This window comes from Naasia aerilata (genome assembly GCF_030296595.1).
Lineage (GTDB): Bacteria > Actinomycetota > Actinomycetes > Actinomycetales > Microbacteriaceae > Naasia > Naasia aerilata.
The window spans coordinates 2,307,772-2,319,055 of the sequence record NZ_AP027731.1; the positions used below are offsets into that span (position 1 = coordinate 2,307,772).

General features: G+C 71.7%; 10 protein-coding genes and 3 pseudogenes. 7 read left to right on the plus strand and 6 right to left on the minus strand.

The genetic code is table 11. The annotated features are described in order from the left end of the window. Positions 1-44: 44 nt before the first annotated feature. Together QUE51_RS12090 and QUE51_RS12095 are read right to left on the minus strand one after the other, a co-directional pair. On the minus strand, positions 45-1,031 hold the full coding sequence (locus tag QUE51_RS12090) for a winged helix DNA-binding domain-containing protein (RefSeq protein ID WP_286276633.1): 987 nt from the start codon (positions 1,029-1,031) through the stop codon (positions 45-47). A gap of 246 nt (positions 1,032-1,277) precedes the next feature. After that, on the minus strand, positions 1,278-1,469 hold the full coding sequence (locus tag QUE51_RS12095; protein ID WP_286276634.1) for a hypothetical protein: 192 nt from the start codon (positions 1,467-1,469) through the stop codon (positions 1,278-1,280). Between the two features lie 50 nt (positions 1,470-1,519). Here QUE51_RS12095 and QUE51_RS12100 point away from each other — a divergent pair. Continuing rightward, a pseudogene (locus QUE51_RS12100) lies at positions 1,520-3,042 on the plus strand (glucose-6-phosphate dehydrogenase). Between the two features lie 120 nt (positions 3,043-3,162). On the opposite strand, the pseudogene QUE51_RS12105 reads toward QUE51_RS12100, so the two are convergent. Beyond that, a pseudogene (locus QUE51_RS12105) lies at positions 3,163-4,166 on the minus strand (App1 family protein phosphatidate phosphatase). A 157-nt stretch (positions 4,167-4,323) separates the two neighbouring features. Here QUE51_RS12105 and QUE51_RS12110 point away from each other — a divergent pair. From QUE51_RS12110 to QUE51_RS12130, 5 genes are all read left to right on the plus strand, one after another. Beyond that, the gene (locus QUE51_RS12110; RefSeq protein ID WP_286276635.1) at positions 4,324-4,962 is read left to right on the plus strand and encodes a TetR/AcrR family transcriptional regulator; all 639 of its coding nucleotides are present in this window, start codon (positions 4,324-4,326) and stop codon (positions 4,960-4,962) included. A gap of 114 nt (positions 4,963-5,076) precedes the next feature. After that, positions 5,077-5,973: an ABC transporter ATP-binding protein gene (locus tag QUE51_RS12115; RefSeq protein WP_286276636.1), complete on the plus strand. Its 897-nt coding sequence runs from the start codon at positions 5,077-5,079 to the stop codon at positions 5,971-5,973. Continuing rightward, entirely contained in the window at positions 5,970-6,650 is a 681-nt protein-coding gene (locus QUE51_RS12120) for an ABC transporter permease (RefSeq protein ID WP_286276637.1), read from the plus strand. Before QUE51_RS12115 ends, QUE51_RS12120 begins: the two co-directional genes overlap by 4 nt. Then, a complete protein-coding gene (locus QUE51_RS12125) occupies positions 6,647-7,399 on the plus strand; it encodes an ABC transporter permease (RefSeq protein ID WP_286276638.1) in 753 nt (250 codons plus the stop codon). Before QUE51_RS12120 ends, QUE51_RS12125 begins: the two co-directional genes overlap by 4 nt. A gap of 40 nt (positions 7,400-7,439) precedes the next feature. Next, a complete protein-coding gene (locus tag QUE51_RS12130; protein ID WP_286276639.1) occupies positions 7,440-8,372 on the plus strand; it encodes an ABC transporter substrate-binding protein in 933 nt (310 codons plus the stop codon). Between the two features lie 25 nt (positions 8,373-8,397). Here QUE51_RS12130 and QUE51_RS12135 read toward each other — a convergent pair whose 3' ends face one another. From QUE51_RS12135 to QUE51_RS12145, 3 genes and pseudogenes are all read right to left on the minus strand, one after another. Continuing rightward, positions 8,398-9,084: a DedA family protein gene (locus QUE51_RS12135; RefSeq protein ID WP_286276640.1), complete on the minus strand. Its 687-nt coding sequence runs from the start codon at positions 9,082-9,084 to the stop codon at positions 8,398-8,400. 67 nt (positions 9,085-9,151) lie between these two features. Beyond that, positions 9,152-9,601 (minus strand): annotated as a pseudogene (locus QUE51_RS12140) (aminotransferase class IV); the annotation flags it as partial. After that, complete coding sequence (locus QUE51_RS12145; protein WP_286276642.1) at positions 9,586-9,909, minus strand: hypothetical protein; 324 nt, start codon at positions 9,907-9,909, stop codon at positions 9,586-9,588. The gene QUE51_RS12145 and the pseudogene QUE51_RS12140, both read right to left, overlap by 16 nt. Before the next feature lie 342 nt (positions 9,910-10,251). Between QUE51_RS12145 and QUE51_RS12150 the strand changes: the two genes are divergently transcribed. Then, positions 10,252-11,211 (plus strand): anthranilate synthase component I family protein, encoded by a 960-nt coding sequence (locus QUE51_RS12150; protein WP_286276643.1) that lies wholly within the window; start codon positions 10,252-10,254, stop codon positions 11,209-11,211. The last annotated feature ends 73 nt before the right edge of the window (positions 11,212-11,284 follow it).

The following is an 11,284-nucleotide window of genomic DNA, read 5'->3' on the forward strand; positions in this document are numbered from 1 at the left end:
CCCCAGCGTAGGCGGGCCGCCCCGCTCGCGCCGGGGCTTGCGGCTCAGCGCGTCGCTGCGAAGCGCAGGTGCTCGGCCGCCGCGGTCTCCAGTTCGGCACTGCGCTCCTGAGGCAGGCCGTCGAACGCGTCCACCGCCACGCTCTTCTCGCGCGCGCCGTCGACGCGCCAGGTCGCGAGGACGCGGCCGCCGACGGACAGGATCGGGCGGAAGAGGCCGTTCGCGCCCGGCGCCACCCGATCCCAGTACGCCGGATCGAGGTTCGCCGACCGGTCGGTGTACCCGAGCAGGAGTTCATCGAAGGGCGGCAGGAGGCGAACGACGTCCGCTGCAGCCAGGGCCGTCGGCGCGTTCGCGGCGGGGGAGTCGGGCGCGAGCCACATCGGCCCCAGCTCGGTGGCGATCTCGCGCACCGCCCCGCCGGCGTTCCGGAGCGTCGCGGTCGCCTCGGTCTTGGTGATGCCCGCCCACCAGGCAAGGTCGGCGGGGGTGATCGGCCCGTGCGAGCGCGTGTACCGGACCGCGAGCTGGTTCAGGGCCGAGAGTCGGTCCGGCGCACTCCCGGGCGCCCACTCGTCGAGCAGGACGATGGCCTGCTGCTTCCCGTCCATCGGGCCGAGGCAGGTGACGCCGAGCAGCGAGAGGTAGAGCAGAAGGTGCGCGGCCCGCTGACCGGTCGTGTCGAGCCCGCGCAGGGTGAGCTCGGCCATCAGCTCCGGGCGGCGAAGCGCACGGCCGCCGCCGAGGAGCTCGACGGTCAGGTCCTCGCCCCGCCGGAGGTCCTCCTCGGTCAGCCCCAGCTGCGCTCGGCGGCCCCGGGTGCCCGCGATCGTCCGCTCGGCGGACACCGTCAGCAGCATCCGGAGATCATCGGGGGTGGTGAGGTGCAGGGTGCCGCGCATCGGCCAGGAGCGGACGATGGCGCCGGTGGCGAGCGCCGCCTCCAGATCGGCCCGCGTCTCACCGGCCCGATCGCGCAGCGCGATCGCCCAGAGAGAGCCCGCGAAGTCCTGCGCCTGGGTGGCCAGCATCCAGCGGACGGTGTCGAGGGGCTCCGGGCGGGCCCATCGACGAGCAGCTGGTTCGCGGCCCGCAGCCGAGCGACTTCGAGCGCGGGCAGGGCGGCCGACATGTCCGCAGTCTAGGGACAGCCGCCGACGCCGCACGTTCCGCGGCGCGCGCTCCCGGAGACACAGAACCGCCGGCCTGCTTCGGGGGCAGCGGGCCGGCGGTGTCCTGATGTCGATCGGTTGGGTGGGCCGATCAGCCGAGCTGGGTCACTCGGCGGGTGCCTCGTCCAGGGCCAGGGTCGGCAGCTGGTAGCCGGCGAGGTCCGAGGTGGAGGAGGCGGTGTCCGCACCGGCCGGAAGTACCGGGGCGGACGCGATGCTGATGCCCGCGGCGGAGAGCGCGACGAGCGCGGCAGTCGCCAGCAGAGCCGTGCGGGGGAAGCGCAGCGTGTTCAGCATCGGGGTGTTCCTTCTCATGGGGGCGAGCTCTGTCTGCGTTTGTCCTCACTATGGAGGACTCCCGCAGGAACGAAGTTACGCCTGCTGTACCCCTCCGCACGCTCCCCACTAGTGGGTACACCGATCTGTCTGTCCTCACGGGTGCCGACGTGAGCGCGAGTAGGGTCGAACGGGTGACTCGCATCGGCACCCTCGTCCTCTTCGGCGCCAGCGGCGACCTCGCCGCCCGCCTCCTCCTGCCGGGCCTCGGCAGCCTCCTCGCCTCGCCGAAGGAGGAGGACGGGCGCCTCGTGGAGGGGCTCACCCTTCTCGGCTCGGGCCGGCACGAGCGCGACGAGGAGGAGTGGCGCGACCAGGTGCGCTCGGCTCTGGCCGAGGGCGGAGCGGAGAAGGACCAGGCTGACGCGGTCGCCTCCTCCGCGCGGTGGATCGCTGCCGATCCCACGGAGGCCGACGACCTCGGCCGGATCCTGGACGCGGTGGACGGGACGCCCGTGCTGTACTTCGCCCTGCCGCCGGGGGTGGTCGAGAAGGCAGTGGACGCGCTCCGCAGCGTCGACCTCCCCGACGGCACCATCCTCGCCCTCGAGAAGCCGTTCGGCTCCGACGAGGAGGGCGCCGCGGCCTTGAACCGGAAGCTCGAGCGCCTCGTGCCCGAGCGCCAGGTGCACCGCATCGACCACTTCCTCGGCCAGCCGACCGTCCTCAACCTCCTCGGCCTCCGCTTCGCCAACCGCATGCTCGAGCCGGTGTGGAACCGGGAGAACATCGAGCGGGTCGAGATCACCTACGACGAGAAGCTGGGCCTCGAAGGCCGCGCCGCCTACTACGACGAGGCGGGCGCGCTCGTCGACATGCTGCAGTCGCACCTGCTCCAGGTGCTGTCCGTCGTCGCCATGGAGCCGCCCGCCGCGGTCGACGAGGTGGGGTTCCGCACCGGCATCATGCAGGTGCTCGAGGCCACCTCGGTCTGGTCGGGGGACCCCGTGCTCCCGGGCACCGAGGGCTCGAGCCGCCGCGCGCGGTACACGGCGGGCGAGGTCGACGGCGAGAAGCTGCCCGCCTACGCCGAGGAGGAGGGGTGGACCCGGAGCGGGGCACCGAGACGCTCGCCGAGCTGGTCGTCGGGGTCGACAACCGGCGCTGGAGCGGCGTCCCCTTCGTCCTCCGGTCGGGCAAGGCGATCGGGGATCCGCTGCGCGCCATCGACATCCACTTCTCCGCGGTGCCGTTCGTGCCGCGCGGGCTGATGGGCTCGGCGCCCGGCAACCGCCTGCGCATCGGCATCCATCCCGAGACGGTCCAGCTGCAGCTCGTGATGAACGGGGAGCAGGAGCCCTTCCTGCTCGGGCAGGGCGAGCTCGCGACCGAGATCGAGCCGCGCATGCTCACCGAGTACGGCGAGGTGCTGCGCGGAGTGCTCGGTGGCGATCCGACCCTCTCGGTGCGCGGCGACGTGGCCGAGCGCTGCTGGCACATCGTGCAGCCCGTGCTGGACGCCTGGCAGGCGGGCGAGGTGCCGCGGGACGAGTACGCGGCGGGCTCCGCCGGTCCCGACAGCTGGCGGCAGTAGCACTGCGTCTCTGCGCGGATCAGGAAACGCCCTCTGCGAGACGGCGTGTCGTCCTGAACGGTGAGCGAAATCGGGCGACTCTCCTGATCCGAGCAGATACCGGAGCCGGATGCGCAGGGGCTAGAGCAGCCCGATGCGCTTGAGCTCGGTCGCGAGGCCCGCGCCGTCCGGAGCCGACACCCACGGCACCGAGGTCTTCTCCGCGTACCCCTCGGCCTTCGTGCGGCCACCGGCGAGGACAGCCTCACCGGCGGAGAGCTGGCGGATGGCGACCGCGGCGACCCGATCCGGGTGCTCGAGGGCGAACTCGCCGTAGATCTCCTCGTCGTGCTGGCCGTCGTCGCCGATCAGCAGCCACTTCACGTCGGGCAGCTCCTCGGCCAGCCGCTTGAGCGAGTCCACCTTGTGCTGCCGGCCGCTGCGGAAGATGCGGTCGTGCGTCGGCCCCCAGTCGGTGAGCAGCAGCGGCCCCGCGGGGTAGAGGTTGCGGCTCAGGAACCGGGTGAGGGTGGGCGCGACGTTCCACGCGCCGGTCGACAGGTAGATGACGGGCGCGCCGGGATGCTCGAGCGCGAGGCGGTCGTAGAGCACCGACATCCCGGGGGTCGCCGTGCGGGCGTGCTCGTCGAGCACGAACGTGTTCCAGGCGGCGAGGAAGGGCCGGGGAGCGCGGTCACCATGATCGTGTCGTCGATGTCGGAGATGATCCCGAAGCCCGACGCCGGGTCGTGCACGTACACCTTCGCCTCAACGGGGACCGACGTGTCGCGGTCGTGCTCGTGCGGGCGCATGGTCACGGTGTGCCAGCCGGGCTCGAGCGTCGACTCCACCCGAGCGTCGATGACGCCGCCGCGGTCGGCGTGCACGGTGTGCTCCTGGCCGCCGACGCTCACGATCACGTCGATGTCGTTGACCGCGACGGTCGTGAAGCTGCGCCAGCCGCGCACGGTGGGCCGGCGGGACGCCGTCTCACGGGTGAGAAGGACCCGCCCGAGGACTCGGACCCAGCCGGGCGCGCCGTAGCCGGTGTAGGGGATGACCGTCGGCTGCAGGCCGCGACGTCGGGCCCACTGCTCGCGGAACTCCTGGATGCCGTCCTCGATGCGGGCGGCTCGACCCAACACGAGCGCGCCGGCGCCGGCGGCCTCGCTGCGCTGCTTCCGCACTGACGGCACCCCGCCAGCCTAACCGCCGAAGGGTACCGAGCGGTCCCGGCGCAACCCCGGACCGGGACGAGAACCCGCGGACTACAGTTCGGAACAGGGCGAGGACGGAGGACGCATGAGCATCGACGGCTACGGCACGGACGTGCTCCTCCGGAACGAGCCGGTGCAGGCGCGCAGCGCCGCTCGCCTCTCCTCACTCCTCGATGCCGCGGCCGAGGTCGTCGAGGAAGTCGGCTACGAGCGGCTCACGACCGCCATGGTCGCCGAGCGCGCCGGCGCGTCGATCGGCACGGTGTACCGCTACTTCCCCGACCGGATCGCCGTCCTCGAGGGGCTCAGCGCACGGGCGTTCCGCCGCTTCCTGGACCGGATCAGCGACCTGTACCGGGAGAGCCGGCTGGAGACGGTGCAGGAGCGGGTCTCCGCCGCGATCGACGTCTACGTCGACCTGTACCGCACCGAGCGCGGGTTCCGGGTCGTGCGCTTCGGCGACGTCGTCGACATCCGGCTCCTGGACGGCCGCCGGTCGAACAACGCCGTCCTCGCGGAACGGCTCGCCGGGATCGCGGGCGAGCGTGGCTCGCAGCACGACCCCGAGGACCTGGTCTTCCGGCTCCAGGTGGTCATCTCGCTCACCGAGGCGCTCGTGCACCGGGCGTTCGCGACCGCCCCGGAGGGGGACCAGGCGTTCCTCGAAGAGGCCAAGGCCGTGGCGACCGAGTACGTGCACCGCCATCTCGATCCTCCGGATTGAGCGTCTCTCGGGAATAGGATCGACCGCCTCCGGGATTGTTCCCAGCAATCCGCTCCTGCGGTCCGTCGCGAACTCAGCTCGGACCGGCTGACGTCCGAGGGAAGAGGTCACGGCATGTCGATCGAATTCCGCGGTGTGGGCAAGACGTTCCCGGACGGCACGACCGCCGTCGGCGAGTTCAGTCTGACCATCCCCTCGCGGACCACGACCGTGCTCGTGGGGTCATCGGGCTGCGGCAAGACGACCCTGCTCCGGATGGTCAACCGCATGGTCGATCCCACGGCGGGCTCGATCCTCATCGACGACGAGGACATCTCGCGCACCGACCCCGTCGCTCTGCGCCGCCGCATCGGCTACGTCCTGCAGAACTCGGGGCTCCTGCCGCACCGCCGGGTCGCCGACAACATCGCGACGGTCCCGCGGCTGAACGGGGTGGCCAAGGCGCCGGCCCGGGAGCGTGCCCTCGAACTCATGGACACCGTCGGGCTCGACCGATCCCTCGCCGATCGCTACCCGAGCCAGCTGTCCGGCGGCCAGCAGCAGCGCGTGGGCGTGGCCAGGGCGCTCGCCGCCGACCCGAACATCCTCCTCATGGATGAGCCGTTCGGCGCCGTCGACCCGATCGTGCGCGCGGAGCTGCAGCGTGAGCTCATCCGGCTTCGGCGCGAGCTCGACAAGACGGTCCTGTTCGTGACGCACGACATCGACGAGGCCTTCCTGCTCGGCGACCAGGTCGTGCTGCTCGAGCGTGGCGGGAAGATCGCCCAGGTCGGCACGCCCGCGGAGTTCCTCGCCAACCCCGCGAGTGACTTCGTCGCCGAGTTCGTCGGTGCCGATCGCGGCCGGCGCGCTCTCCGCGTCGAGGAGCTCGACGGCGTCCAGGTGGTCGTCGACGAGGACGGCCGTCCCGCCGGCGTGCTGCGTGGATCCTCCGCAGCCGGTTCCTTCGAGGCAAAGGCCGGTGCCCGCACGGCACCGGGTGCTCCGGCGCAGGGTGAACGCGCGTCGTGAACTGGCTGTCGAGCAATTTCGACCTGGTTCTGTCGCTCACCGTTCAGCATCTGCGGCTCAGCGTGGTGCCGATCATCCTCGGCTTCGTGCTGTCGGTGCCGCTCGGCTGGGTCGCGTATCGCTACCGCGTCACGCGCGGCGTGCTGCTCACCGTCGCGGGGCTGCTCTACACGATCCCCTCGCTCGCCCTCTTCGTCGTCCTGCCCGTGATCACGGGGCTGTCGGTGCTCAGCGAGACGAACCTCATCCTCGCCCTCACGATCTACGCGGTCGCGATCATGGTCCGCTCGGTCGCAGACGCCCTCGACTCCGTGGACCCGGACGTGCGGCGGGCGGCGACCGCCCTCGGCTACTCCGGCTGGCGCCGGTTCTGGGCCGTCGAGTTCCCGCTGGCCGGGCCGGTCATGCTCGCCGGGCTGAGGGTCGTTGCGGTCAGCACGATCGCCCTGGTCACGGTCGGGATCATCGTCGGCGTGCAGAGCCTGGGGTACCTCTTCACCAACGGGTTCCAGCGCCGCATCGTCGAAGAGGTGCTCACCGGGGTCGTGCTGACGATGATCGTGGCGCTCGTCGTCGATCTCCTGCTCGCCCTCCTCGGCCGCGCCCTTCTGCCCTGGGCGCGCCGGGGCGCGGGAAGCCGCCGCCGGCGCCCGTCCAGTGAGGGAGCGACCGCATGAACCTCCTCTCCGAGGCGCTCGCCTGGATCTTCGGCCCCGACTCCGACGTCGCCCAGAGGCTGGGCGAGCATCTCTCCTACACGCTGCTGGCCTTCGTGCTGGCGTGCGTGATCGCGATCCCGCTCGGCTACCTCATCGGCCACACCGGGAAGGGCCGCGAGGTCGCCGTCACGATCGCGGGTGCGGCCCGCGCCCTGCCGTCCTTCGGCCTGATCCTGCTGCTCGTCCTCCTCATCGGCGTGCTGCAGATCGTGCCGGCGGTGACGCTGGCGCTGGTGCTCCTCGCCATCCCGTCGATCCTCGCCGGCGCGTACGCCGGCCTCGAGGCCATCGACCGGTCGACGGTCGACGCCGCGCGCGCGATCGGGATGACGGAGTGGCAGATCCTCACCAAGGTGGAGATCCCGCTCGGTCTGCAGCTTCTCATCTCCGGCATGCGCGCCGGCATCCTGCAGATCGTGGCAACGGCGACCCTCGCCGCCTACGTCGGGCTCGGTGGGCTCGGCTTCCCGGTCATCCAGGGCATCGCTGTCAGACGCTTCGACGAGACTCTGGGCGGTGCGCTCCTGGTCGTCCTCCTCGCGCTGCTCCTCGACACGGTCTTCGCGGTCCTGGAGCGGCTCGCCGTGCCTCGCGGCGTGCGCCTCGGGCGCGGCAGAGGCGACCGTCGACGTCGTCCGTCCCGAAGGACGGCCGAGCAGAACGCGGACGCCGCCGCCCGGCTCGCCCGGGCGGGCGCGCCCACATGACTTCCCGGGACCCCGGGAACAGAAGAAAAGGAAGAGAACGATGAACACAGCAGGGAACAAGGGCCGGCTCGCCCTCACGGCAGCCGTGGTCGGGGTGGCATTGACCCTGGCAGGGTGCGCGTCGGGCGATCCGCTCTCCAGCGGATCCACGAGCGGGACCGGCGGCAGCTCCAGCGCGAGCGACACCATCGTCGTCGGATCCCAGGCGTACTACTCCAACGAGATCGTCGCGGAGATCTACGCGCAGGCGCTCGAAAACGCCGACCTGAAGGTCGAGCGCAAGTTCCAGATCGGCCAGCGCGACGCCTACATCCCCGCCCTCAAGGACGGGGAGGTGAACGTCTTCCCCGAGTACACCGGCAACCTCCTGCAGTTCTTGGACAAGACCGCCACCGCGCAGTCCGAGGACGAGGTCTACTCGGCCCTGCAGGACGCCCTGCCGGACAACCTCACCGCCCTCGACCAGTCGTCGGCGCAGGACCAGGACTCGTACAACGTCACCAAGGAGTTCGCCGACAAGTACAGCCTCAAGACCATCGAGGATCTCAGCAAGGTCGACGTTCCGCTGACCCTCGGCGGCGCGCCCGAGCTCGAGGACCGGCCCTACGGCCCCCAGGGCCTGAAGGACACCTACGGCGTGACGATCGCGAACTTCTCCGCGACCGGGGACACGACCGTCGACGCCCTCGTCGCGAACACCGTCAACGTGGCGGACGTCTACAGCGCCGACCCCCGCATCAGCTCGCAGAACCTGGTCACGCTCGAGGACCCGAAGGGCCTGATCCTCGTCCAGAACATCGTGCCGATCGTCAGCAAGGACCTCGCCGGCAAGGTCGGCGACGTGCTGAACCCGATCAGCGCGAAGCTCACCACGGCCGAGCTCGTGAAGATGGATGTGCAGAGCGTCGACGACAAGAAGTCGTCCGCGGACATCGCGAAGGCCTGGCTGACCGACAACGGGTTCCTGAAGTAGTCCGTCCGCTCAGGAGCGCATTCCGCTAGACCCGAGGCGCCTGGCCCTGTCCGTCCACGACGGGGCCAGGCGCTTCGCCGTCCATGTGCTTGCTCTGGGTGCGGTGCAGCAGGGTGCGGGCGCCCAGCGCGATCAGCAGGAACACCACGATGCCGCCCACGAAGAGGTAGCCCGCATAGTGCAGGCGGTCGCCGACCGTCCGGTAGCTGCCCGCGGCGAGCGTGCCGACGGTGATGTAGGCGAAGGCCCAGAGCGTGCAGGCGGGAGCCGTCCACGCGATGAACCGGCGGTACCGCATCGGGCTCATGCCCACCGTGAGCGGGATCAGCGCGTGCAGCACCGGCAGGAACCGGCTGATGAACACCGCGAGTCCGCCGCGGCGGGCCAGGTACCGCTCGGCGCGCTCCCAGTGGCCGCCGCCGATCCGCTGGCCGAGCGGGCTGGCGCGCAGCCGCGGCCCGAAGAGGCGGCCCAGCGCGAAGCCGAGGCTCTCGCCCGCGAGCGAGCCGACGATGACGGTGATGAGGAGCGCCCAGTAGCCGGCGGGCGAGCTGACCGCCGTGCTCGAGACGATCACGATGGTGTCGCCGGGGACGACGAGGCCGACCAGGATCGACGTCTCGAGGAACATCGCGATCCCGGCGATCGCCGTTCGCAGCACCGGGTCGACACTGGTGACGATCGCGAGGATGTTGTTGAGCACCTCGTTCACGCTTCGAACACTAGGGGATCGGGGTGACGGCGAACCCGGTGGTTCGCTGTCAGTAAGGTCCCTGCAATCAGGGAAGAGTCGTGCCAGCCGCGGCGGGTCGGATCGGCCGCCGCTGCGCCTCCAGCCGCCGTCGCCAGACATCGAGTCGACCCGGGACGGAGGAGACGGCCGGCCCGCCGATCCAGCGGCCGACGCCCCGGATGCCGTGCACGGCGTTGGCCGTCCAGACCTCGAGGCCGTCGAGATCGGCGGGGCGGGCGTGCTCGCCGATCACGGGGACGCCCTCGGCCGCCGCGAGGGCGAGGACGGCTGCGGCCGTCACGCTGGCGACCCGCGGGAGGTCGTGGGCGGGGATGCTGAGGCGGTCGCCCCGCCACCAGAGCAGGGCGCTCGTCGTGCCGTCGGCCACAGAGCCGTCCGCCGCGAGCAGCACTCCGTCATCCGCCCCATCGGCCGCGACGGCGGACCGCGCTCGAAGCAGCGCCTCCAGGTCCGGACCCTTCACGCCAGGCACCCGGCGCGGGTCGGTTCCGGTCCACGTCGCGAGAGTGACCGCGCGGGTGAGCGGGGAGCGGGACGCACGCGCAGCCGGAGCAGGGCCTCACGCTCGGTGGCCACCAGCTCGATCCGGGGGAACCAGGACCCGGTGTCGGGCAGGGTCGCCACGGCGGCCGCCCAGAACGCCTCGACGTCGGCTCGGGAAGGCAACGGCGTGCCGCCGGCGAGTGCCCGCACCTCCGCTCGGGCCGCGTCGAGCAGGAAGCGGGAGCGGTGGCCGTCGAGGGCGACGACGCCGCCGTCGGCCAGCAGGAAGGAGTCGGCCACGAGCAGGCGGGCGGTCGCGTCGGGCTCGGGGAGAGCGCGCGCTCCCGCCAGACCAGGACCTCGCGGGGATCGGCCGCCATAGGCTCACCTTATGCGGACGACCGGGCATGCCCTCGTGGGCTGGGCGGACCCGGCCGACGTCTTCGAGCGCCTGGTGCCGGTGGGGGCGGATGCCGCGCTGCTGGAGGCGACCGATGGATCCGGCGAGAGCATCCTGGCGCTGGGCCCGCGCATCCTGACCTCTGTCCCCGAGGTTCCCCTGGCGGGAGGCGACGACGAGCTTCGCTTCGAGCCGGGCTGGATCGGCTGGCTGACCTACGAGGGGAGGCCCGGTTCCTCGAGGTGGATCGCGCGCTCGCCTTCGACCACGACTCGCGCAGCGTGCGCTCGCTCGCGGGGAATGACGACTGGATGGCGGCGGCCGAGAAGGCGCTCGCCGCCGGCTCCGTGCCCGAGTCCGCGGACGCGCCCGCCGAGGTGCCGGAGCCGGAATGGCGGCACGACGACGCGGAGTACCTCCGGATGATCGAGGCGTGCCAGGAGGCGATCACCCGCGGCGACGCGTACGTGCTCTGTCTCACCGACACGGCCACCGTCCGCGACGCGGTGGACGGCTGGACGGCCTACCGCCGGCTTCGGCGATCGAGTCCCACGCACTCGGCGGGGTACCTCCGACTCGGCGGCACCGAGCTCGTGAGTGCCTCGCCCGAGCGGTTCCTCGAGGTGACCGCAGGCGGAACCGCGCGGAGCCGGCCCATCAAGGGCACCCGGCCGCGGCATCCCGACCCCGCTCGCGACCGTGCGCTCGCCGACGAGCTGGGCGCGAGCGACAAGGAGCGCGCCGAGAACCTCATGATCGTGGACCTGGTCCGCAACGACCTCAGCCGGGTCGCGGAGGTCGGCACGGTGCGGGTTCCACAGCTGTTCGCGGTGGAGAGCTACCCGCAGGTGCACCAGCTGGTGAGCACGGTGGAGGCGCAGCTTGCTCCCGGCCGGACAGCGGCCGATGCGGTCCGGGCCCTGTTCCCGGCGGGATCGATGACCGGAGCGCCGAAGGCCAGCGCCATGGCGATCCTCGCCGCCTTGGAACGAGGACCGCGCGGCGTCTACTCCGGCACGTTTGGCTACATCTCCCGCACGGGGGCGGCCGCCCTGGCCATGGTGATCCGCAGCATCGTCATCGAGGACGGGATCGCCACGGTCGGCGCCGGGGGCGGCATCACGGCGCTGTCCGACCCGGACGAGGAGCTGGCGGAGAAGAAGCTCAAGGCGAACGCGCTCCTGGCCGCGCTCCGGGCCTGAGGAAGCCCGCTACCCTTAAGGGTTGCCGCTGGATCGCGGCCCGCAACACGAGAAGAGCCCCGCTTGGTTTCCA